This window comes from Acidimicrobiales bacterium, assembly GCA_035316325.1.
GTDB lineage: Bacteria > Actinomycetota > Acidimicrobiia > Acidimicrobiales > VFJN01 > DASXTK01.
The window spans coordinates 23,350-45,353 of sequence record DATHJB010000058.1; the positions used below are offsets into that span (position 1 = coordinate 23,350).

Genomic DNA, 22,004 nt, shown 5'->3' on the forward strand with positions numbered 1-22,004 from the left:
GAGACTGCGAGTCCCGCACCAGAGCGTTTCCGCTGTCGTCGAACGCTACTTCGACGCAGTTGTCCGCACCGCTGTGCGAACTCTTCCGCCAGCGACCTTGGCCTACTCGGGGACCTGTCACGCCATCCTCCTAGCCACCCGGCTTCACCAGCTCGACGCTGAGAACCTGAGTCCGCCGGCCGTACGAGACGTCTCTACGGAGTTACGAATAGTAAAGGGATCTTACGCGGCCACGACCGCTAGTCCTTCTGGACCCGAGGGCTGCGCCCGGCGGCCCAGCGCCAGTCGCAGACGGCGAGAGGTCGCATCGCATGTGTCGAGTGGCCGATGTCATAGAGACCAGAGCGCTGTGCTGCTTGCAAAGTGACGGGTGCGGGTAGGTAGGGGCCAAATGCCACCTACTATCTGACAGGTGGCAGATTGCTACATCAGACAGACCGAGGAGTAGACCAGCATGGTTGCCGGCATTGACGACCCGGCGGTGCGAGGCCGGAGATTGCGCGCCGACCTGAGGCGGCTGCGCGACAGGGCCGGATTCACCCAACGTGACGTCGCATCGGCGATGGACTGGTCGCTGTCGAAGGTGATCCGCATCGAGAACGGCAGCGTCGGCATCTCCGCCAACGATCTCCGGGTCCTCCTCCCGTACTACGGGATCGACGACACCGCGGAGATCAACGGCTTCATCGAGGCCTCCAAGGTGGCCCGGAAGGATCCCTGGTCCGAGTTCCGCGACGTCCACAGCGCGGCCTTCCTCTCTTACCTGGGCTTCGAGAGCTCGGCGAAGCGGGTGCTGCAGTACGAGCCGGCCCTCGTGCCCGGCCTCCTGCAGACGGAGGAGTACGCCGACGCCACCATGGCCGGCGTCTACCTGTTCGAACAGAAGTCAGCCAACCGTCGGTGGGCCGCTCGCCAGCGTCGCCAGGAGCTGCACGAGAGCGCCGACCCTCCGAAGATGCACTTCATCCTCGACGAGGCAGTCATCCGTCGACATGTCGGTGGTGCGTCGGTCATGCGACGGCAACTCGAACGCCTCAAGTTCTGGGGCGAGCAGAAGCACATCCTCCTCCAGATCGTGCCGTTCAGCGCCGGTGCCCACCCCGGGATGAAGGGCCCCGTGGTGATCCTCGAGTTCGAGGACGACGACGATCTCCTGTACCTCGAGGATGCGGCCGGCTCGACGACCCGGCGTGACGATCCCGAGGAGACCGCTCCCCGCCGCGAGCTCTTCTCCAACCTCGAGGAGATCGCTCTCTCGGAGGCTCAGACCCGCGACGTCATCGATGGCGCGATCCGAGACCTCCTGAAGGCCCCCGACAGCAGGACGACGAAGAAGGCGACAACCGCGAACAAGACCTGAGCGATAGCGGCTGGGCCGGCGCGGCAACGCCGACCCAGCCGAAGGCACACTCCTGGCCCCTTTGACCGAACGAGGAATGTGACGATGGATCAATGTAGCAACACCGGGCGGCGACGTCTGCGTGACTGCGGCGCTACGGGATGTAGCGCAGAAGTCCGGCTGGAGTGACCTCCGGTGGCCGGGCGAACGAAGCTGATGATGGTCCTCAGCAGTGGCATCACGACGGCCGTGGTGCAGGCGTCGAATGCCGCATCCCGCCTCGGACCGTCGACGGCCGTGTTCCTGGGCGTCGGGCTGTTCGTCGTCGTGGCGGTCGTCGCGCTGGTGCTGTTCTCCGACAAGGCGACCGACAACCTGGTGCGGGTCATCGCGATGGTGCGCGGCATCGTGCCGCGGGCGACGTCGCTCAGCCGCCGGTCGAACGACGTGAACGGGGACGACGCTCACGACGGGGGTGACCGCCAAAGTTCGCCGGCCGGTGATGGCTAACGTCGCCGGCCGTGGGGCGTGTGATCGTGCAGGGGCTGGATGGGAAGGTGTGGACCGTCAGGCGGCGGTGGGCGCCGCGGCTGTTCGGGGACTCGCTCTGGAGCCGCCTCCGGCGTCGGGTCAAGGGCGCGATGCACCGGGGCGAGGCGGTGACGGACATCGGGGACGCGGGCTGCTTCCTCGACCTGTTCAGCGAGCTCGCCGTGGTGCTGGTGGTCGGCGTGGTCGTCTTCCTGGTGGTGTTCGTCGCGGTGCCGCTGCTGGTCGCCCTGCTCGACGTCGTGCTCGTGCTGCTCCTCACGGCGGGGAGCGTCGTGGGGCGGGTGGTGTTCCGGCGGCCGTGGACGGTCGAGGCCCGGGCCGACAACGGCACGTCGCACACCTGGAAGGTGGTCGGATGGCGCGCCGCGCACGCCCACCGTGACGAGGTCGCCGCCAGCCTCGAGGCCGGCATCGTCCCCGCGGAGTCCGTCGTCGGCTAGCCCGAAGCGACGAGGACCGGGACGGCGTCCTGGGCCCAGCCGCTGATGGCGCCGGGCCACACACCGACGCCGATGGTGACGACGAGGCACAGCGTCAACGCCACGCCCGCGCCCACAGAGACGGCCACACGGCCACCTTCGGGCGCCGCCTCCTCGTCGCCCATGTACATGGCGACGATGATGCGCAGGTAGAGGAACGCCGCGATCACGGCGGCGACCATGGCGACGACCGCCAGCCAGGTCGACCCGGCGTCGACCGCCGCCGTGATCACGTAGAACTTGGCGAAGAACCCGGACGTCAGCGGCACCCCGGCCTGGGCGAACAGGAACAGGGTCAACGCCAGCGCCAGCAGCGGGCGCTCCCGGCCGAGGCCCCGGTAGTCCTCCAGCGCGTGGCGGGCATCGCCCCGGCGGCCGACCAGTGTCACCACCCCGAACGTGCCGGCGACCATGAACGTGTAGGCGGCCAGGTAGAACAGCGCCGCCTGGACGCCGTCGTCGCTGGCGGCCTGCACACCGACCAGCACGTAGCCGGCGTGGGAGATCGAGCTGTAGGCCAGCATCCGCTTGACGTTCGTCTGCACGACCGCCAGCACCGAGCCCACCAGCAGCGTCGCCACGGCCAGGCCGAACAGCAGCGGCTGCCAGTCGACCGAGTAGGTCTGGAAGCCCACCACGAACACCCGGATCAGCCCGGCGAAGCCGGCGACCTTCACGCCGGACGCCATCCACGCCACCATCGGGGTGGGCGCGCCCTGGTAGACGTCAGGCGTCCAGAAGTGGAACGGGACGGCCGACACCTTGAAGCCGAGGCCCACCAGCAGCAGCGCCAGGCCGGCGAAGACGAGGCCGTCGTTCTCCAGCACGCTGGTGCTGAACAGGCCCATGATCGTGGTGAGGTTGGTGGTGCCGGTGCCGCCGTAGATCAGGGCGATGCCGTAGAGCAGGAACGCCGAGGCGAACCCGCCGAGGATGAAGTACTTGAGGCCCGCCTCCTGCGACGTGACCCGGCGGAGGTGCAGCGCCGCCAGCACGTAGACGGCGATCGACAGGATCTCCAGGCCGAGGAACAGGACGATGAGGTCGTTGGCCTGGGACATCACCACGCCGCCCGAGGCCGACAGCAGCAGCAGGACGTAGGCCTCCACGCCGTCGAGGCCCTCACGGCGCAGGTAGCCGTCGATCAGCAGGGCCGACAGCACGACGCCCGACGCCAGCACGATCGTGGCGAACACCGAGAAGCCGTCGACGCCGAGGGCGCCGTCGAGGGTGGAGTAGGGGCCCCGGTCGCTGTCCTGCACCCGGTTCCACAGGTAGATCGCCAGGCCGATGGCGGTGATCGCCGAGGCCGACGTGATCAGGGCGTACGCGCCGGGGAACAGCCGCGACCGCACGAACGACGTCAGCAGCATCAGCAGCAGCGCCCCGCCGACCAGGGCGAGCATCGGCCCCAGTGCCCACCAGTCGACGTGCGGCGTGTCGATCGGGGTGGGGTCGACGGGTATCGGCTGGTTGAGGATGGCGAGCAGGGCGATCACGGCGCAGATCCTTCCTCGGCCTCGGCCTCTTCGAGCTCGACGGGACCGTCGGCGGCGATCGGCGGTTGCTCGTAGTCGCTGTTGTCCTCGACGTGGTTGATCAGGCGGTCGACCGCGGGCTCCATCCGTTCGAGGACCGGCTTGGGGTAGACGCCCAGGAACACGATCAGCCCGAGCAGCGGCGCCAGCACCATGCCCTCACGCCAGCTCAGCTCGGCGAAGCCCTTGTTCTCCTCGTCGGGCTCGCCGTGGAACACCCGCTGGTAGGCCCACAGCAGGTACACGGCGGCGAGGATCACGCCGGTGGCAGCGACGATCGCCCACCAGCGCCGGGTCAGGAACGACCCCACCAGCACCAGGAACTCGCCGACGAACCCGTTGAGGCCCGGCAGCCCGATCGACGACATCATCACCAGCGTGAACACCGCCGCGAAGATCGGCGCCACCTTCTGGATGCCCTTCAGCGCCGAGATCTCGCGGGTGTGGCGCCGGTCGGAGATCATCCCGACCAGGAGGAACAACGCTCCGGTGGACAGGCCGTGGTTGACGTTCTGGAGGATGCCGCCCTGCAGGCCCTGGGTGGTGATGGCGAAGGTGCCCAGCACGATGAACCCGAGGTGGGCCACCGACGAGTAGGCCACCAGGCGTTTGAGGTCCTTCTGCATCGTCGCCACCACGGCGCCGTAGACGATGCCGATCACGCCCAACGTCACCAGGGTCGGGGCGAAGAACGTGGCCGCGTCGGGGAACAGGTACAACCCGAAGCGGACCAACCCGTAAGTGCCCAGCTTCAGCAGCACCCCGGCCAGGATCACCGACCCGGCCGTGGGCGCCTCGGTGTGGGCGTCGGGCAGCCACGTGTGCAACGGGAACAGCGGCACCTTCACCGCGAACGCCAGGGCGAAGGCCAGGAAGATCCAGCGGGCCGCGGTCCAGTCGAACGGGTTGGCGCCGGCGTCGTTGTCGACGACGGTGCGCGACTCGGCGATCGTCACCAGGTCGAAGTCGAGCTTGGCGTCGCCCGACTGGAGCTCCTCGATCCGGGCCGACAGCGCCGAGTCGGCCTCGATGTCACCGCTGTTGGCCTGGGCGATCAGCTCCTGCGCCTCGGCCTCGTTGCGGTCGTTCATCGCGTCGCGGTGCAGGAACGCCAGGCTCACGATGCCGACCAGCATCAACGCCGAGCCGAACATCGTGAACAGGAAGAACTTGAGCGCCGCGTACACCCGCTTGCCGTAGCCCCAGCCGCCGATGAGGAAGTACATCGGCACCAGCACGATCTCGAAGAACACGAAGAACAGGAAGAGATCGAGGGCCATGAACACCCCGAGGCAGCCGGCCTCGAGGATCAGCAGCCAGGCGTAGTACGCCTTCTGGTCGCGTTGTGGGGAGGTGCCGATCAGAGCGATCGGGAAGAGGAGGCCGGTCAGCACCACCAGGAACAGCGAGATGCCGTCGATGCCGACGTGCCAGGAGATGCCGAAGTCGGCGATCCACGAGCGGTTGATCTCGAACTGGTAGCCGGCGTCGCCCTTGTCGAAGTCGGCCAGCAGGTAGAGGCTCAGCGCCCCGGCGCCGACGGAGAACAGCAGCGCCACCAGCCGGTGCAGCTCGGCCCGCCGGTTGGGGACCAGCGCGACGGCCAGCGCCCCGACGGCCGGCAGCGCCACGAGCGCGGTGAGGATCGGGAAGTCGGGCGCGGCATGTCCCGCGGCCTCGCTCGCCAGGACCAGGGTCGACATCAGAACGAGAGCCTCGAGACGAAGTAGCCGAGGACGATCACGACACCGGTCGTGATGCCCAGGGCGTACGAGCGGACGTAGCCGGACTGGGCCAGGCGCAGCAGGCGGCCGGTGCCCTTGACCGACGCGGCGACGCCGTTGACGGCGCCGTCGACGACGTTGCGGTCGAAGGCGGCGACGCCGTCGAACGCAGCCTCACCGGGGCCGCCGACGAAGGCGGTGACGGCCTCGTCGTAGTACCAGCCGTGGGCCAGGATCGCGGGCTCCGTCGCCCGGACCCGGCGCCGCAGGTAGACGGCGCCGGCGATCGCGATGCCGAGGACGGCGAGCGACACCGCCGTGGCCGCCAGGCCGTACTTCGCCGCCGTGCCGACGTCGATGTGGGCCTCGTTCTCGCCGATCACCGGGTGCAGCCAGTTCTCCAGCAGCTTGGTGTCGCTGTTGATCGGCAGGTTCAGACCGCCGCCGAGGAGCGCCAGCACCGCCAGCACCACCAGCGGCACGGTCATCAGCCACGGCGACTCGTGGGGGTGGATCTCCTCGGAGGGCGCCTCGCCGTCGATCTCGTCGTTCCAGCGCTTCTCGCCGAAGAACACGAGGAACACCTGGCGGCTCATGTAGAAGGCGGTGAGCAGGGCCGTCACCAGGCCGATCGCCCACAGCGCGGGGCTGAGGTCGTAGGCGTAGAGCAGGATGTCGTCCTTCGACCAGAAGCCGGCGAACGGCGGCACGCCGGCGATGGCCAGCCACCCGACCAGGAACGTGGCGGCGGTGATCGGCATCACCTTGCGCAGGGCGCCCATCCGCCGCATGTCCTGCTCGCCCCCCATGCCGTGGATGACCGAGCCCGAGCCGAGGAACAGCAGCGCCTTGAAGAAGGCGTGGGTGACCATGTGGAAGATGGCCGGCACGTAGGCGCCGATGCCGACGGCCAGGAACATGTAGCCGAGCTGGCTCACCGTCGAGTAGGCGAGCACCTTCTTGATGTCGTTCTGGGCGACGGCGATCGTCGCCGCGAGCAGGGCGGTGATGCCGCCCACCCAGGCGATGACGTCGGGCGCCCAGTCGTAGCCGGCGGCCAGGATCGGGTTGACCCGGGTCATCAGGAACACGCCCGAGGTGACCATCGTGGCCGCGTGGATGAGGGCCGACACCGGGGTGGGGCCGGCCATGGCGTCGGGCAGCCAGATGAACAGCGGGATCTGCGCCGACTTGCCGACCGCGCCCACGAACAGCAGCAGCCCGATGCCGGTGGCGGTGACCGCGGCCAGGCTTCCATTCTCGGCGGCGGCGGTGAGGTCGGCGTAGTTGATCGTGCCGATCGAGGCGAAGGCCAGGAAGATCGCGACCATGAAGCCCCAGTCGCCGATCCGGTTGGTGACGAAGGCCTTCTTGCCGGCGCTGGCGTTCTTCTCGTCGGTGAACCAGAACGAGATCAGCCAGTACGAGCAGGCGCCCACGCCCTCCCAGCCCAGGAAGGTGACCAGCAGGTTGCTGCCCAGCACCAGCATGAGCATCGAGAACACGAACAGGTTCATGTAGACGAAGAAGCGGGGGAAGCCGCCGTCGCCGTGCATGTAGCCGATCGAGTAGAGGTGGATCAGCGAGCCGACGCCGGTGACGAACAGCGCCATCGTGATCGACAGCGGGTCGGCCAGGAAGCCGAGGTCGACGCTGAAGCCGCCGGAGGGCAGCCACTCGAACAGCGTCTTGACGACGTGGCGCTCCTCGGCGGGCTTGTCGAGCAGGCCGACGAACACGATCGCCGTCGCCACGAACGAGGCGAAGCACATCGCGGTCGCGAACCAGCCGGCGAGCGGCTCGCCCAGGCGCCGGCCCGCGACGAGCAGCACCAGGAAGCCGGCCAGCGGCAGGGCGGGGATGAGCCAGACGAGATCGACCACGGTTCCTGTTCCCTCGGTCCCTTATCCCTCGAGCAGCGCCAGGTCGTCGGCGGACGCCTCCGGCCGCTTGCGCAGCAGGGCGACGATGATCCCCAGGCCGACCACCACCTCGGCGGCGGCCACGACCAGCACGAACACCACCACGGTCTGACCGCCGATGTCGTTGAGCATCCGCGAGAACGTCACGAACGTGAGCGTGACCGCGTTGAGCATCAGCTCGATGCACATGAACATCACCAGCGGGTTCCGGCGGACCAGCAGGCCGACGGCACCGATGCCGAACAGCAGCGACCCGAGCACCAGGTACCAGGCCGGCGTGACCTCCAGCGCGGCGAGCATCAGGCCTTCACTTCCTCGGACTCGGAGCCGGGCCCGGGTTCTTCGAGCTCGGCCTCGGACGGCGCGTCGTAGACGTGCGCCCGGACCTCTGCTCTGTGGATGCGCTCGGCGATCTGCTCGGCGCGCTCCTCCTGGCCCGGGTCGACGATCTCGTCGGCCCGACGGGAGCGGCGGGCCAGCACCACGGCGCCGACCACCGCGATCACCAGCAGCACGGAGGTCAGCTCGAAGGCGAACACGTAGCGGGTGAACAGGGCGTCGCTGAGGACGTTGATGTCGTAGGTGCCCTCGTCGGCCAGCGGGCCGACCCCGCTGGTGATGCCGGTGGCCTCGAAGTCGGTGCTGGCCAGGGCGGCGATCACCAGGCCGACCACGCCGATGCCGAGCACCGCGGCGGCGATGCGCTGGCCGCCCAGCGGCTCGACCCGCAGGTCGTCGGCCTGGTCGACGCCCAGGAACATGATCACGAACAGGAACAGGACGACGATGGCGCCGGCGTAGACGATCACCTGCACGGCGGCCAGGAAGTGGGCCTCCTGGGCGATGAACAGCACGGCGATGCCGAACAGCGTCGCCACCAGCGACAGCGCCGCGTGCACCGGGTTCTTGCTGGCGACCACCCCGATGGCCCCACCCAGGCAGACCGTGCCGGCGACGCCAAATACGAACAGCTCGACCATCAGTGATGCTCCCCCGCGTGCTCGTCGTCCGCGGGCTCCTCAGCAGGCTCCGGCTCCGACTCGGCAGGTGTGGCCGGGGCGTCGACCGACTGGCCCTGCTCCGCCGGCTTCACTCCGTAGCCCAGCTCGCCGGCCCAGGCGACGATCCCCTCGAACTCGGCAGCGCCGTTGGGAGCCGTGGCCCGCATCCACGCCGAGGTGTTGGCCTCGACCGCGTCGATGTCGGTCCAGTCCTCCCAGGGGAGCTGCTTCGGGCGGCCGTCGTCGCCCACCACCAGCTCCGCCTTCGTGTAGATGGCGTCGCTGCGGTTGGTGAAGCTGAACTCGAACAGCTTCGACTCGGTGATCGCCTCGGTGGGGCACGCCTCCACGCACAGGTCGCAGTGGATGCAGCGCAGGTAGTTGATCTCGTAGATGAAGCCGTAGCGCTCGCCCGGCGACACCGGGTTGTCGAGCGGGTTGTCGGCCCCCCGCACGTAGATGCAGCGGGCGGGGCAGACACCGGCGCACAGCTCGCAGCCGATGCACTTCTCCATCCCGTCCTCGTAGCGGTTCAGCACGTGACGCCCGTGCAGGCGCTCGGGCTTCTCCCGCTTGCCACCCTCGTTCTTCACGTAGCTGCGGGTGAGGCGCGGGAACTCGAACAGCTTCTTGAACGTGACCCGGAACCCGTCGAGGTAGCCCATCAGACGACGACCCCCTCGTCGAACGCTTCCTCTTCGGCGTGGCGGGCCTGGCCCACCCGCAGGGCGGCCGTGATCGCCACCCAGCCCAGCACCAGCACACCGAACGACGCAGCCACCACGATCCACGGCTCCCAGTCGCGGTCGTCGCCGATGCGGATCGCCGCCAGCAGCAGCAACCACCCCAGCGACAGCGGGATCAGCACCTTCCAGCCCAGGTTCATGAGCTGGTCGTAGCGGAAGCGGGGCAGCGTGGCCCGGAACCACACGAACGTGAAGAGGAACACCATCAGCTTGAGGAAGAACCACACGACGCCCCACAGCCAGGCGGGGCCGACGATGGTCGGGCCGGCGGGGCCACCCAGGAACAGGGTGACGATGATCGCCGACAGCGTGACCGTGTTCATGAACTCGGCCATGTAGAAGAAGGCGAAGCGGATCGAGGCGTACTCGGTGTTGAACCCGCCCACCAGCTCCTGCTCGGCCTCCACCAGGTCGAACGGCGGGCGGTTGGCCTCGGCCGTGCCGGCGATCAGGAAGATCACGAACGGCACGATGCCGGTGGCGATGATGTTCCACCGGGGCAGGCCGAAGTCGCCGAACAGGCCGTAGCCGCCGCCGGACTGGTGCAGCACGATGTCGTGGGTCGACAGCGACCCGGCCAGCAGCACGACGGCCACCACCGACAGGCCCAGCGCCGCCTCGTAGGAGACCATCTGCGCGGACGCCCGCACCGCACCCAGCAGCGGGTACTTCGAGCCCGACGACCAGCCGGCCAGCATCACGCCGTACACCGCGATCGACGACATGGCCAGCACCAGCAGCACCCCGATCGGCGGGTCGGCCAGCTGCATGTAGGTCTCTTTGCCGAACAGCTCGAACGTGCCCTGCTTCTCGCCGTTGAAGCCGCCGCCGATGGGGATGACCGAGAACGTGACGAACGCCGGCACCAGCGACAGGTACGGCGCCAGGACGAACACCTTCCGGTCGGCCCGGTCGGGGATCAGGTCCTCCTTGAAGAACAGCTTGGTGCCGTCGGCCAGCGTCTGGAGCAGCCCGAAGGGGCCGGCCCGGTTGGGGCCGAGGCGGTGCTGCATGTCGGCGATGAGCTTGCGCTCGAACCAGATCATGAGCATCACCGCGACCAGCAGCAGGGCGAAGACGAACACGGCCTTGAGGACGACGATGCCGACCTCGGCCCAGCCGAAGTCGCCGACGAGCAGCGGATCGAGAGCGAACAGGTGCATCAGGGCCGCTCCACCCGGACGTCGGTGACCACCATCTTGGCGTCGATGAGGGCGTTGACCCGGCCCCCGCTCTGGTTGACGTGCAGCATCGCCACACCCCGGGGAACGGCATCGCTGGGCCGCACCGGCACCAGCACGTGGGTGCGGGCCGACGAGACCCGGGCTTCGTCGCCGGGGGCGATGCCGAGCCGCTCGAAGTCGTGGGGGTTGAGGCGCACGACGGCGCCCTCGGACAGCCCCACCAGCGACTCGCTGTGGCGCAGCAGGGTGCCCCGGTCGTAGAGCTTGCGGGTGGCCACCAGCCGCATCCCGTAGGCGTCGACGGGCGGGGGCTCCACCACGGTCCACTCCGGCAACGGCAGCGGGGCGGCACCGGCGACCAGGTGGCCGGGATCGCTGGCCGGCGGGGCGACGGCGTCCTCGATGACGGGGGTGGGCTCGTCGGCCTCGGCCTCGACCGCGACTTCGGCCTCGGCGGCGGTGTCGTCGGCCGCGGCGGCCGGGTCGGTGGAACCGTTGCCGTTGCCGTCGCCGTTCGACGCTGCGGTCGCCGTGGCGAGCTTGCGGCTGGGCCACTCGACCACCACGCCGTCGGCGTCGCCGGCCTCGGCCAGCACGTCGCCGATGCCGGCGAAGAGGGGCGCCACCTGGCGCAGCTCGTCCCACACCTGCTCGGGCGACTCGATGCCCAGGTCGTAGCCCAGGCGCCGGGAGATGTCGGCGGCGATCACCCAGTCGGTCTGGGCGGTGCCCGGGGCCGTCACCTTCTGGGCGACCGTGGTGATGCGGCCCTCCAGGTTGGTGGTGGTGCCCCGCACCTCGGCGAAGCCGGCCGCGGGCAGCACCACGTCGGCCTGCCGCACCGACTCGGTGAGGAACAGGTCGCTGGCGATCACCGTGCGAGCCCCGGCCAGGCCACGCTCGGCCAGGTCGCGGTCGGGGAAGTCGCTCAGCGGGTCGGCGCCCAGCAGGATCAGCGTGTCGATCTTGCCGGCGGCTGCGGCGGTCAGGATGCCGGCGGCGTCGAGGCCCCGGTCGGACGGCATCCGGGGCCACAGCCCGGCGACCGCCTCGGCCCCGGCGGCCAGCGTGGTGCGCCCCGCCAGGAGGCCCGGCGCCATGCCCATGTCGATGGCCCCGTGGACGTTGGCGCGGCGCAGCGCCGAGAGGAACTTCACCTCGGGGCGGGCGTCGTGGATGGCCTTGGCCGCGGCGGCGATCGACTCGGCGGCCTCGGTGAGGTTGCCCCGCCCGACGATCACGCTCAACGGGCGCTCGCCCAGCAGGCGGGCGACGTCCTCGATCAGGTCGGCCCGGATGCCGGCGACTTCGGTGGGCAGCTCGGTCTCTTCGCTCGACCCGGCGGCCAGGAAGGCCTCGACCAGGGCGTGGACCTCGCCGGGGCGGTAACGCAGCGAGTGCGTGGCCAGGTGGCTCGTCGCGGTCTCGACCGACGACAGCTCCACCAGGTCGACGCCGCTCTCGAGGATGGCGTGGCGCAGCCGCAGGTACAGGACCGGCAGCTCCTCCTTGGGATCGGGGCCGATCAGCAGCACCACCCCGCCGGGGGCGCACACCTCGTCGATCGTGGCCCGGGGCAGCCCCACCACCAGCTCGGCGGGCAGGCCGTCGTCGAGCTGGCAGTCGACGTTGTCGGTGCCGATCACGCCCTTCGCCAGCTTCACCCAGGCGTAGGCGTCCTCGTTGGTGAGCCGGGAGCCGCCGAGCACGGCGACGCCCTCGGGGCCGCTGCGGTCGATGCCCTGCTGCAGTGCGGTGGTGGCCCGCTCCAGTGCCGCCGACCAGCTGGCCGGCTCCAGGAGCAGGCCCTCGTCGCGCAGCAGCGGGCTGCCCAGGCGCTCGTCGCTGTCGACGGCCTCGAACCCGAAGCGACCCTTGTCGCACAGCCAGCCCCAGTTGACCGGCTCCAGGTCGACGCCCTGGTAGCGCAGCACCTGGTTGCGGCTCGACTGCACCACCATGCGGCAGCCGACCGAGCAGCCGGTGCAGGTGGTCTCGGCCTCCTCCAGGTCCCACGGGCGGGCCTTGAAGCGGAACGGCGTGGCGGTCAGCGCCCCCACCGGGCAGATCTGCACGGTGTTGCCGCTGAAGTAGCTGGCGAACGGCTGGTCGGGGAACGTGTTGACCTGCGTCTGGTCGGCCCGGTCGAGGAAGTGGATCAGCGGGTCGCCGGCCACCTCCTTGGCGAAGCGGGTGCAGCGGTCGCAGAGGATGCAGCGCTCCCGGTCGAGCAGCACCACGTCGCTCACCGGGATCGGCTTCTCGTAGTGGCGCTTCTCCTCGACGAACCGGCTCTCGCCCGGGCCGTAGGACATCGTCTGGTCCTGCAGCGGGCACTCGCCGCCCTTGTCGCACACCGGGCAGTCGAGCGGGTGGTTGATCAGGAGGAACTCGAGGACACCCTCCTGCGCCTTCTGGGCCGCGGGCGACTCGGTGAGCACGGTCATCCCGTCGGTGCACTCGATCATGCACGACGGCTGCAGCGCCGGGCCCCGACCGGTGTCGATCTCGACCAGGCACATGCGGCACATGCCCACCGAGCTCATGCGCGGGTGGTAGCAGAACCGCGGGATGTAGACCCCGTTCCGCTCCGCGGCGGCGATGACCAGCTCGCCCTTCTCGGCGACGATCTCGTTCCCGTCCACGGTCACCGTGACGGTGTCCGTGGGCGCCTCGACGTCGGTCACGCCGGTGCCTCCGCGGGCTCGGGTTGCTCGGGTTGCGTGGGTTGCGAGAGGTAGGCCTTGCCGCCGATGGCGACCGTGACCTCGGCGTCGCCGCCGCAGTAGGCCGCGAACTCGTCCTTGAAGCGGAGCACCGCCGACGCGATCGGCGACACCACGGACGGGCCCAGCGGGCAGATCGTGGTCTGCTTCGGGGGCCACGTGATCTGCGGGGAGATGTTGTCGCAGACGTCCATCAGCTTGTCGACGTCGCCGGGGCGGCCCTGGCCGTCGAGCATCCGGCGCAGCAGCTTCTCCAGCCAGGCGGTGCCCTCGCGGCACGGCGTGCACTTGCCGCACGACTCGCGGGCGAAGAAGCGGACCAGCCGCCAGGCGGCCTTCACCGCATCGGTGGTCTCGTCCATCACCACGATCGCCCCGGAGCCCAGCATCGACCCGGCCGCACCCACGGCCCCCGCCTCCAGCGGCAGGTCGAGGTGCTCCTCGAAGAACCACGGCGCCGACGCCCCGCCAGGGATGAACGCCTTCAGCTTGTTGCCGTCGCGGATGCCGTCGCCGTACTCCTTGCCGTACAGCAGGTCGCGGAACGTCGTCACCCCGAACTCGACCTCGAAAACGCCCGGGCTGTTGACGTGCCCCGACACCGCGAACAGCCGGGTGCCGGTCGACTTCTCGGCCCCAAGCTCGGCGAACGCCCCGCCGCCGTTGGCGACGATCCACGGCAGGTTCGACAGCGTCTCGACGTTGTTGACCACCGTCGGCTGCAGGTACAGGCCCTTGGCGGCCGGGAAGAAGGGCGGCTTCAGGCGGGGCATCCCGCGGTTGCCCTCCAGCGACTCGATGAGCGCCGTCTCCTCGCCGACGATGTAGGCGCCCGCACCCCAGTGCAGCACCACGTCGATCGAGAACTCGCTGCCCATGATGCTGCGGCCCACGTAGCCGGCGGCGTAGGCGTCGTTGAGCGCCCCGGCGATGCGCTCCTGGGCCAGGGCCATCTCGCCCCGCACGTACAGGAACGCCTGGCCGCAGCCGATGGCGTAGGCCGCCAGCAGCACGCCCTCGATCAGCTGGTGGGGGTCGCGCTCCATCAGCAGCCGGTCCTTGTAGGTGCCCGGCTCCGACTCGTCGCCGTTGACCACCAGGTAGCGCGGGAACACGCCCGGCGGGCAGAAGCCCCACTTCACGCCGGCGGGGAAGCCGGCGCCGCCGCGGCCCAGCAGGCTGGCGGCCTTGACCTCCTCGCCCACCTGGGCGGGGGTCATGGTGTCGAGCGCCTTCCGCAGCGCCGCGTAGCCGCCGGTCGCCTCGTAGCGCTCCAGCGTGAAGCCGTCGTCGACGTCCCAGCGGGACGTGACGATCCTCGGGATCTCGCGAGGGGTCGCCTCGGTCATGTCGTGGTGCCCGTGTTGTTGCGGGCCAGCCACACCGGCTCGACGTTCACGGTCGGGCGGGCGACCCGGGCCCGGCGCTCGGGAGCCACCTGCTGGCGCACCCGCGACAGGGTGCCGTGCTTGGGCACCTCGTGGGCCAGGCGGCCGAGCGACAGGTCGTCGAGCAGCTCCTCGACCTGGTCGTGGCTCACCTTGTGGAAGTAGCGGTAGTTGACCTGCAGGCAGGGCGCCTCGGTGCACGCGGCGATGCACTCGACGTCCTCCAGGGTGAACTTCCCGTCGGGCGTGGTGCTGCCGGCCTTGACGCCCAGCTTGTCCTCGAGCTGCTCCAGCAGCTCCTCGCCGCCCGTGAGCAGGCAGGAGATGTTGGTGCACACGTTGACGAGGTACTCGCCCACGGGCTCGCGCTTGAACATCTCGTAGAACGAGCAGGTGCCCAGCACCTCGGCCGGGGTCGCCTCGACGAGCTCGGCGATGTGGGTCATCGCCTCGTCGCTCACGTAGCCGTCCTGCTCCTGGGCCAGGTGCAGCAGCGGGATCATCGCCGACCGCGCGACCGGGTACCGGTCGATGATCTCGTGCGCCAGCGTGGTGTTCTCGGGTGAGAAGCGCGCCATGTCCTACCTGTCCACCTCGCCCATGATCGGGTCTGCCGAGGAGATGACCGCCACGGCGTCGGCGATCAGGCCGCCCCGCAGCATGTGGGGAAGAGTCTGCAGGTTCACGAACGACGGGCCGCGGATGTGCATCCGGTAGGGCCGCCCGCCGCCGTCGCTCACCATGTAGCAGCCCAGCTCGCCGCGGGGGCTCTCGATGGCGCGGTAGGTCTCGCCGGGCGGCACCTTGAAGCCCTCGGTGAAGATCTTGAAGTGGTGGATCAGCGCCTCCATCGACTCGTCGATGCGGGCGCGGGGCGGCGGCGTGACCTTGCGGTCCTGGATGCGGTAGTCGCCGGGCGGCATCCGGTCGAGGATCTGGTGCACCAGCTTGATCGACTCGCGGACCTCGTTGAGCCGGATGGCGTAGCGGTCGAAGCAGTCGCCGTAGCTGCCGACCACCACCGCGAAGTCGAGCTGGTCGTAGAAGAGGTACGGCATGTCGCGCCGCAGGTCCCACTCGACGCCGGTCGACCGCAGGATCGGCCCGGTGGTGCCCAGCGCCTGGGCCTCCTCCTGGGTGAGCACGCCCACGCCCTGCAGGCGCTCCCGCCAGATGGGCTGGCCGGTCATCAGGAGGTCGTACTCCTCGAGCCGCGGCGGGCTGGCGTCGATCACCCGCAGCACCTCGTCGCGCCAGCCGTCGGGAAGGTCGGCGGCCACGCCACCGGGGCGGATGAAGTTGTGGTTCATCCGCAGGCCGGTGATCGTCTCCAGCAGCCGCAGGGTCTCCTCGCGGTCGCGCCAGCCGTAGATCATCATCCCGACCGCGCCGATGTCCATGCCGTTGGTGGCCAGGAACAGCAGGTGCGACGAGATGCGGTTCAGCTCGACCAGCAGCATCCGGATCCACTGGGCGCGCTCCGGGACGTCGTCCTGGATGCCGAGCAGCGTCTCGGTGGCCAGCGAGAACGCCAGCTCGTTGTGCAGCGGCGAGGCGTAGTCCATGCGGGTGACGTTGGTGCCGCCCTGCAGGTACGTCAGCGTCTCGCCCGTCTTCTCCATGCCGGTGTGCAGGTAGCCGATGATCGGCTTGCAGCGCAGCACGGTCTCGCCGTCGAGCTCCAGCATGAGGCGCAGCACACCGTGGGTGGACGGGTGCTGCGGCCCCATGTTGATGATCATGGTCTGGTCTTCGGCCGGGGCCTCGTCGGCGAGCTTCTGGGCCTCGGTCTCCGACAGGCGCAGCACCGAGCCGAGCTCCCGCAGCAGCTCGGCGGCGCCGGCACCCTTGCGCGACGTGATCTCCTGGGAGCCTTCGGCGGTGCGGAAGCGCTCCTCGGCGGTGACGGAGTCAGCGGGCATCGGTGATCCCCTTGAACTGCACCGGGATGGCCCCGACCGGGTAGTCCTTGCGCAGCGGGTAACCCTCCCAGTCCTCGGGCATGAGGATGCGGCTGAGGTCGGGGTGGCCGTCGAAGCGGATGCCGAACATGTCGAACACCTCGCGCTCCAGCGCCTCGACGCCGGGGTGCACGTCGAACAGCGACGGGCACGTCGGGTCGTCGGCCGGGACCTGCACCCGCAGGCGCAGGCGCTCCTTCTTGGTGTGCGACAGCAGCCCGACCACGATCTCGAAGCGCTCCGCGGCGATGCCGTCGGGCAGCTCCCGAGGGGCCGAGTAGGCGAGGTAGTCGACCGCGGTCAGGTCGACGCACACCCGGAAGCCCTCGTCGTCGCGCAGGTCGAGCACCAGCTTCACCAGCTCGTCGCGCGACGGGTGCAGCACCGTCTGCCCACGACTCTCGGTCGCGGGCATGCCGTGGACGGGCTCGGTCACGTCGGGGCCGTCTCTTCGAGTTGGACCCCGGCGCCACGGCCGGTCGACTCGCGGCGGCGGGTCAGCTCACCCGACTGGATCAGCTCGTGGAGCGTGTTGATGGAGTGGATCAGCGTCTCGGGGCCGGGCGGGCAGCCGGGGGCGTACACGTCGACCGGGACGATCTGGTCGACGCCCTGCACCAGCGCGTAGTTGTTGAACATGCCACCGGTGCTGGCGCACACGCCCATCGAGATGACCCACTTGGGCTCCATCATCTGGTCGTGGATCTGGCGCAGCACCGGCGCCATCTTCTGCGAGACGCGGCCGGCGACGATCATGATGTCGGCCTGCCGGGGCGACGCCCGGAACACCTCCATGCCGAACCGGGCCAGGTCGTAGTGGGCGCCACCGGCACCCATCATCTCCAGCGCGCAGCAGGCCAGGCCGAAGGTAGCGGGCCACGACGAACGGGCCCGCGACCACTTCACCAGGTCTTCCAGCTTGCCGGTGATGAAGTTGTGGTCGAGGCCTTCGAGGCCCTTGTCCATGTCCCAGGAGAATCCCATCAGGCGGCCTCCTTCCCGGGGGCGTGGGGAGCGTCGTCGCCGAAGGACCGGCCCTCGAGCCCGACCCGACGGACCGTGCTCGACGCCGTGCGGTCGGCCGAGACCATCCCCTCGGGCGGCCCACCCCGCGTGAGCCGCTGCGCCTGGTTGACGGGGCCCCACTCGAGGGCGCCCTTGCTCACCAGGTACAGCAGGCTGACCACCACGGCAGCGGCGAACATCAGCACCTCGACCAGCCCGAAGGCGCCGAGGTTCCGGTAGTTCACGGCCCAGGGGTACAGGAAGATGATCTCGATGTCGAACACGATGAAGATCATCGCCACCAGGTAGAAGCGCACCGGGAAGCGCTCCGGCGTCTCCCGTCCGGGCACGATGCCGCACTCGTAGGGCGCCCGCTTCTCCGCGGTGCTGCGGCGCGGCGCCAGCAGCTTCGACGCGATCAGGCTCAACGCCGCGAACAGCACGGCGAGCACGATCAACGCGAGGACGGGGAGGTACTGGCCCATGGGTCACACTTTGGCAGGCAAGGGCACCGGCGCGGCGAGATGTTGGCTGAGCCGCCGGTCACGGACGTGCAGCATGTAGCAGAGCAGCCCGAAGATCGTGCCGGAGAAGAAGGTGAACAGCGCCACGGGGAGGCGCCGGTTGCCGATGTCGCGCTCCATGATCACCGAGATCGTCTCGGCGCTGGGGTCGCAGGTCGGCGACGGCGGGGGCTGACCGGGCTCGGCCGCCTCGGCCCGCGTCTCGGGCGTGCTGGGGCACACCTGGAGGACCAGGTAGTGCGGCGGGTGGGTGATCTGCAGCGTCTGGTCGACGCGGTTCGTCACCCGGTCCCACCAGCCGTCGCCGGAGCGCTTGTCCTTGCCGCCGGTGTCGAACGTGTAGGTCGCGACGTAGTCGTCGGGCGTGTCGATCACGTCGGAGGCGTTGAGGCCGACGTAGGTGCCGTTGGCCAGCTCGGTGTCGACGACCGACTTGGCCTCGCCGAACTCCTTGTCGGACTCGGCCAGGAGCCGCCACGGGTCGGACACCTCGTCGACGGTGGCCTTGATCTCCTCGAGCTCGGCCGCGGTGGCCACGTTGAGGGCGTCGGGCGCCGGGAGGCCGGCGTCGAGCGCCGCCGGCACGTCGAGCTCGTGGGCCTTCGGCAGGTTCGACTGGGTGAGGTCGCCGTAGTTGACCTCGACGACGTCCCAGACCGGCCCCACGCCGGCCGGCCCGGTGGCCGAGGGCTGGATCCACCAGAACAGTCCCATGATCGTCATCCAGCCGAAGAGGCCGGTGAGAGCGATGAGGAAACCGAGCCGGTTGCCGAGGTTGGTGCCCAGCAGCAGGTACGCCGAGCCCATCAGCACGGCGACGCCGACGACGACGATGAGGACGCCGCGGATCTGCGGGTCCCAGGCGATGCCGGCGATCAACTGGGTGAGAGCGATCATGGGTTCAGAGCCTCTATCGCCTCGTCGGAGCAGAAGGGGGGCGTCGGTGCGGCGCTCTCCTCGGCGTCCTCACCGTCGGCGACGGTGGTCGTGGTGGTCGGCGGGGGTGCCACGGTGGTGGGCACCTCGGGGAGCGGCTCCTGGTTGCCCTGCAGGGTGGCGGCGTAGCGGGCGACGGCGCACACCATCTCGCGTGTGTACTGGCCGTCATCGGCGACCGCTTCGGTGTTGGGGTCGTCGCCGAAGCCCGGCATCCGTCCGCTGCCCTGGCCGCCGATGCCGAAGCCGAGGCCGTCGATGGAGCCGAGGGAGACGAACTCGGCCAGCTCGTCGACGGAGGCGAACTTGCGGGGGAGGAGGTCGTCCAGCGGGGGTGCGATGCCACCGCCCGAGCCGTCGTGGTAGTCGGTGTAGGGCCCGAGCAGCGCCCCGGCCGACGCCGGCTCCACAGCCCCGTCGCCCTCGGTGATCATCGACCAGCCCCGCGTGTGGCAGCGGCCGCACGCGTAGGCCCCGCTGGCGAACCCGGTCTCACGGCCCAGGTTGAACAGCGCCTCACCGGTGGCCAGCGAGTCGTAGTCGATGTTCTTGGCGGCCTCGGCCACCTTCTCGGGGTCCTCGAGGTCGTCGCCCTGGAGCAGGCCCAGGTCGGCGACCAGCTCGGCCGCGACGGCCTCCTGCGATTCCTCGGAGCTCAGCTGGACCGACGCCAGGTAGTCGATGACGTTCTCGATCTCCTGGGTGGTCCGCGGGCCACCGCCCTCCGCGCCCCAACCGACCATCGGCGTGCCCGGCCGGCCGTAGGTGATGATGTTGAACACCTCGTCACGGCTGAACCGCAGCAGCACCGTGTTGAGCGCCGGCGCCCGCCACTGCAGGTTGGCGACGAACCCGCCGTTGGCGTCGAACAGCGTGTAGGGCGCCTGGCCGCCGGTGCCCTCGGGGCCGTGGCAGTTGGCGCACTGCGACCCCTCCTCGTACTGCTCGAGGCCCCGGTCCGTGAACTTGCGCAGCATGTCGGCCTCGGCGCCCTCCTGGCGACCGGGCTCGGCCAGCCAGTAGAGCGGCAGGCCCACGGCGACGATGCCCAGCAGGACCACGCCCGACGCGAGCGTGCGGTTGAGCTTGGTGGTCTCCAGCTGCTCGTCGTCGTAGTAGGGCTTGCGGTTGGGCGCCAGCTCGATCTCGGAGCCGACCTCGTCGCGCCCCGCCCGCAGGTTGGCGATCACGTAGGCGACGAAGCCGATCGTCGTCAGCACCGCGATGACGGCGCCGACTGCCTGCACCGTGCTGGCGGCGAGCACGGTGGTGGTCTCGATAGCGATCGACATCAGTGGCCGCCCGACACGCAGTGAGGACCTTGGGCCTCCTGGCCCGTGGTGTTGGTTCCGATCGGCGGGCCGTTGATGACCGTGCCGGTGTCGACGATCAGGGTGTCGCCGTCGACCGTCATCGCGAAGCGGTCCATCCCGCGGGGGGCGGGACCACCCTTCTTCTCACCGACCTGGTTGTACTGCGAACCGTGGCAGGGGCACTCGAACCACTGCGACGTGACGCAGCTCGGCACCCGGCAGCCCAGGTGGGGACACTTCTGGTAGAGCGCCACGACGCCGTGCTCCATGCCGTTGAGCTCCTGCGGGGTGTACACCGCCCGGGCCTTCTCGAGGGCGATCCCGGGGTACGGGGTGACCCACATGCGGCCCTCGGGGTAGTAGGCGAACCCTTGGCCCTCGACGATCTTGGCCTCGATGTCGGAGATCTTGCCGACCCGGATCTGGGAGCCGAAGCCGCCCTTGCTCTCCGTGTAGAGGAAGGCGAGCGACGCCGCACCGAAGCCCGCGAGGCCCACCCCGAACAGCCCGACGATGGAGCGGTTGAAGAACTGGCGGCGGGTCACGCCGATCATCTCGGCGTCGGGCGGCACCCACGGCACCAGCTCGGCCGGGGTCTCCTCGGGGACGGCGAGCCCGCCGCCCTTGCGCTCCAGCGCCGCGGCCCGCTCGATCTCGCGGCCGGTGACCGGCGGCGCGTCGTCGTCGGCCAGCGGCGTGACAGGACCACGGTCGCGCTTGGCGGTCTCGGGGCTGAGCTGGCCGATCGCGGCGTCGGTGTCACGCCGGCGGGACGACGCGAACAACAGCAGCGCCGCCAGCACCACCAGCACGGGGACGGCGATCAGGACGATGGTGGTTGTGCTCATCTCTCGCTCACAGCTCGAAGAAGATGCCGTCGTTCCAGGGGAAGACGAAGTTGAAGCCCGGACCCCGGAAGAACGAGCCGATCATCACCAGCACCGCCCAGAACATCAGGAAGAGGGTGAACAGCGAGATCGCGAACTTGCGGTCTTCCGGCTTGTGGGACGGGTTGCGGTCGGTATAGGGCGCGAAGATCAGCGCCACCAGGCCCAGGCCCGGGATGGTCACACCGGCGACCATCGGGTGGAACATGGTCAGCAGCTCCTGCAGGCCCAGGAAGTACCAGGGCGCCTTCGACGGGTTCGGCGTCTGGTTGAAGTTGGCCAACTGCAACAGCGGGGCGTTCACGAAGATCGAGAACACCAGCAGGAACGCCGTGCAGGACAGGGCGGCCACGAACTCGACGGCCAGCAGGTGGGGCCACACGTGGACCTTGTCCTGCGGGGTGGCCTTGATGTCCTGGATCGAGCCCGACTTGACGACCGTCAGCAGGCGCTGGGTGTGGCCGCCGGGGCCGGCGGCGAGCGGTGGTGCCGCGGTGCCGGCTGCTGCGGGGGCTGCGGTCGCCACGGCGGTGGCGGTGCCGGTGGCCTGACCGCCGGCGCTCGCGCCGGGTCCGCCTTCGGCCCGGGCCCGGGCGGCCTTCGACCGCTCGAGCAGCGACGCGGGGATGCGGCTCTCGGCCTCGCTGGGCGCGGCGTCACCACCGCCTCCCGCGGGGGGCGCGGCGCCACCGCTGTCGGGGGCCTTGTTGGCCTCGGCCTTGCGGCGAGCCTCTTCGGCCCGCTTGCGGAGGTGTTCGGGAATCTCTGCCATGGGTCTG

The 22,004-nt window shown here is 69.9% G+C and carries 21 protein-coding genes; 3 read left to right on the forward strand and 18 right to left on the reverse strand.

Going from position 1 to position 22,004, the window contains the following annotated elements:
- Positions 1 to 454: 454 nt before the first annotated feature.
- The 3 genes from VK611_07955 to VK611_07965 all read left to right on the forward strand — a co-directional run bounded on the left by VK611_07955 (position 455) and on the right by VK611_07965 (position 2,331).
- A complete protein-coding gene (locus tag VK611_07955; GenBank protein ID HMG41247.1) occupies positions 455 to 1,360 on the forward strand; it encodes a Scr1 family TA system antitoxin-like transcriptional regulator in 906 nt (301 codons plus the stop codon).
- A 174-nt stretch (positions 1,361 to 1,534) separates the two neighbouring features.
- A complete protein-coding gene (locus VK611_07960) occupies positions 1,535 to 1,849 on the forward strand; it encodes a hypothetical protein (protein ID HMG41248.1) in 315 nt (104 codons plus the stop codon).
- An 11-nt stretch (positions 1,850 to 1,860) separates the two neighbouring features.
- On the forward strand, positions 1,861 to 2,331 hold the full coding sequence (locus VK611_07965; protein ID HMG41249.1) for a hypothetical protein: 471 nt from the start codon (positions 1,861 to 1,863) through the stop codon (positions 2,329 to 2,331).
- On the opposite strand, the gene VK611_07970 is transcribed toward VK611_07965, so the two are convergent.
- The 18 genes from VK611_07970 to VK611_08055 are packed head-to-tail and all read right to left on the reverse strand — an operon-like array spanning position 2,328 to position 21,997.
- Positions 2,328 to 3,869: an NADH-quinone oxidoreductase subunit N gene (locus VK611_07970; protein ID HMG41250.1), complete on the reverse strand. Its 1,542-nt coding sequence runs from the start codon at positions 3,867 to 3,869 to the stop codon at positions 2,328 to 2,330. The genes VK611_07965 and VK611_07970 overlap by 4 nt on opposite strands.
- Positions 3,866 to 5,611, reverse strand: coding sequence for an NADH-quinone oxidoreductase subunit M (locus VK611_07975; GenBank protein HMG41251.1), 1,746 nt, complete (start codon positions 5,609 to 5,611; stop codon positions 3,866 to 3,868). Before VK611_07975 ends, VK611_07970 begins: the two co-directional genes overlap by 4 nt.
- Positions 5,611 to 7,515, reverse strand: a complete 1,905-nt coding sequence (nuoL, locus tag VK611_07980; protein ID HMG41252.1) for an NADH-quinone oxidoreductase subunit L — start codon at positions 7,513 to 7,515, stop codon at positions 5,611 to 5,613. The genes VK611_07975 and nuoL overlap by 1 nt, the downstream gene beginning before the upstream one ends.
- Positions 7,516 to 7,536: 21 nt before the next feature.
- Positions 7,537 to 7,854 (reverse strand): NADH-quinone oxidoreductase subunit NuoK, encoded by a 318-nt coding sequence (nuoK, locus tag VK611_07985; protein HMG41253.1) that lies wholly within the window; start codon positions 7,852 to 7,854, stop codon positions 7,537 to 7,539.
- Complete coding sequence (locus tag VK611_07990) at positions 7,854 to 8,534, reverse strand: NADH-quinone oxidoreductase subunit J (protein HMG41254.1); 681 nt, start codon at positions 8,532 to 8,534, stop codon at positions 7,854 to 7,856. The genes nuoK and VK611_07990 overlap by 1 nt, the downstream gene beginning before the upstream one ends.
- Positions 8,534 to 9,220, reverse strand: a complete 687-nt coding sequence (locus VK611_07995; protein HMG41255.1) for an NADH-quinone oxidoreductase subunit I — start codon at positions 9,218 to 9,220, stop codon at positions 8,534 to 8,536. The genes VK611_07990 and VK611_07995 overlap by 1 nt, the downstream gene beginning before the upstream one ends.
- Positions 9,220 to 10,464 (reverse strand): NADH-quinone oxidoreductase subunit NuoH, encoded by a 1,245-nt coding sequence (gene nuoH / locus VK611_08000; GenBank protein HMG41256.1) that lies wholly within the window; start codon positions 10,462 to 10,464, stop codon positions 9,220 to 9,222. Before nuoH ends, VK611_07995 begins: the two co-directional genes overlap by 1 nt.
- Positions 10,464 to 13,172, reverse strand: coding sequence for an NADH-quinone oxidoreductase subunit NuoG (nuoG, locus tag VK611_08005; GenBank protein HMG41257.1), 2,709 nt, complete (start codon positions 13,170 to 13,172; stop codon positions 10,464 to 10,466). The genes nuoH and nuoG overlap by 1 nt, the downstream gene beginning before the upstream one ends.
- On the reverse strand, positions 13,169 to 14,560 hold the full coding sequence (gene nuoF / locus VK611_08010) for an NADH-quinone oxidoreductase subunit NuoF (protein HMG41258.1): 1,392 nt from the start codon (positions 14,558 to 14,560) through the stop codon (positions 13,169 to 13,171). The genes nuoG and nuoF overlap by 4 nt, the downstream gene beginning before the upstream one ends.
- Positions 14,557 to 15,177, reverse strand: coding sequence for an NAD(P)H-dependent oxidoreductase subunit E (locus VK611_08015; protein ID HMG41259.1), 621 nt, complete (start codon positions 15,175 to 15,177; stop codon positions 14,557 to 14,559). The genes nuoF and VK611_08015 overlap by 4 nt, the downstream gene beginning before the upstream one ends.
- 3 nt (positions 15,178 to 15,180) lie before the next feature.
- Entirely contained in the window at positions 15,181 to 16,521 is a 1,341-nt protein-coding gene (nuoD, locus tag VK611_08020; GenBank protein ID HMG41260.1) for an NADH dehydrogenase (quinone) subunit D, read from the reverse strand.
- Positions 16,511 to 16,996 (reverse strand): NADH-quinone oxidoreductase subunit C, encoded by a 486-nt coding sequence (locus VK611_08025; GenBank protein ID HMG41261.1) that lies wholly within the window; start codon positions 16,994 to 16,996, stop codon positions 16,511 to 16,513. The genes nuoD and VK611_08025 overlap by 11 nt, the downstream gene beginning before the upstream one ends.
- Entirely contained in the window at positions 16,993 to 17,544 is a 552-nt protein-coding gene (locus VK611_08030) for an NADH-quinone oxidoreductase subunit B family protein (protein HMG41262.1), read from the reverse strand. Before VK611_08030 ends, VK611_08025 begins: the two co-directional genes overlap by 4 nt.
- A complete protein-coding gene (locus VK611_08035) occupies positions 17,544 to 18,050 on the reverse strand; it encodes an NADH-quinone oxidoreductase subunit A (GenBank protein HMG41263.1) in 507 nt (168 codons plus the stop codon). The genes VK611_08030 and VK611_08035 overlap by 1 nt, the downstream gene beginning before the upstream one ends.
- Positions 18,051 to 18,053: 3 nt before the next feature.
- Positions 18,054 to 18,986, reverse strand: a complete 933-nt coding sequence (locus VK611_08040) for a hypothetical protein (protein ID HMG41264.1) — start codon at positions 18,984 to 18,986, stop codon at positions 18,054 to 18,056.
- Positions 18,983 to 20,317: a c-type cytochrome gene (locus VK611_08045; protein ID HMG41265.1), complete on the reverse strand. Its 1,335-nt coding sequence runs from the start codon at positions 20,315 to 20,317 to the stop codon at positions 18,983 to 18,985. The genes VK611_08040 and VK611_08045 overlap by 4 nt, the downstream gene beginning before the upstream one ends.
- Positions 20,317 to 21,186, reverse strand: a complete 870-nt coding sequence (locus VK611_08050) for a ubiquinol-cytochrome c reductase iron-sulfur subunit (protein ID HMG41266.1) — start codon at positions 21,184 to 21,186, stop codon at positions 20,317 to 20,319. Before VK611_08050 ends, VK611_08045 begins: the two co-directional genes overlap by 1 nt.
- A 7-nt stretch (positions 21,187 to 21,193) precedes the next feature.
- Positions 21,194 to 21,997, reverse strand: coding sequence for a menaquinol-cytochrome c reductase cytochrome b subunit (locus VK611_08055; protein HMG41267.1), 804 nt, complete (start codon positions 21,995 to 21,997; stop codon positions 21,194 to 21,196).
- Between the last annotated feature and the right edge of the window lie 7 nt (positions 21,998 to 22,004).

Coding starts and splice junctions, on each gene's coding strand:
- nuoK (HMG41253.1), bottom strand. CDS start 7,854: ATGCTCGCCGCGCTGGAGGTCACGCCGGCCTGGTACCTGGTGCTCGGG.
- VK611_07995 (HMG41255.1), bottom strand. CDS start 9,220: ATGGGCTACCTCGACGGGTTCCGGGTCACGTTCAAGAAGCTGTTCGAG.
- VK611_07975 (HMG41251.1), bottom strand. CDS start 5,611: ATGTCGACCCTGGTCCTGGCGAGCGAGGCCGCGGGACATGCCGCGCCC.
- VK611_07990 (HMG41254.1), bottom strand. CDS start 8,534: ATGGTCGAGCTGTTCGTATTTGGCGTCGCCGGCACGGTCTGCCTGGGT.
- VK611_08015 (HMG41259.1), bottom strand. CDS start 15,177: ATGGCGCGCTTCTCACCCGAGAACACCACGCTGGCGCACGAGATCATC.
- VK611_08045 (HMG41265.1), bottom strand. CDS start 20,317: ATGTCGATCGCTATCGAGACCACCACCGTGCTCGCCGCCAGCACGGTG.
- nuoD (HMG41260.1), bottom strand. CDS start 16,521: ATGCCCGCTGACTCCGTCACCGCCGAGGAGCGCTTCCGCACCGCCGAA.
- nuoH (HMG41256.1), bottom strand. CDS start 10,464: ATGCACCTGTTCGCTCTCGATCCGCTGCTCGTCGGCGACTTCGGCTGG.
- VK611_08035 (HMG41263.1), bottom strand. CDS start 18,050: ATGGGCCAGTACCTCCCCGTCCTCGCGTTGATCGTGCTCGCCGTGCTG.
- VK611_08030 (HMG41262.1), bottom strand. CDS start 17,544: ATGGGATTCTCCTGGGACATGGACAAGGGCCTCGAAGGCCTCGACCAC.
- VK611_07955 (HMG41247.1), top strand. CDS start 455: ATGGTTGCCGGCATTGACGACCCGGCGGTGCGAGGCCGGAGATTGCGC.
- VK611_08040 (HMG41264.1), bottom strand. CDS start 18,986: ATGATCGCTCTCACCCAGTTGATCGCCGGCATCGCCTGGGACCCGCAG.
- VK611_08050 (HMG41266.1), bottom strand. CDS start 21,186: ATGAGCACAACCACCATCGTCCTGATCGCCGTCCCCGTGCTGGTGGTG.
- VK611_08055 (HMG41267.1), bottom strand. CDS start 21,997: ATGGCAGAGATTCCCGAACACCTCCGCAAGCGGGCCGAAGAGGCTCGC.
- nuoF (HMG41258.1), bottom strand. CDS start 14,560: ATGACCGAGGCGACCCCTCGCGAGATCCCGAGGATCGTCACGTCCCGC.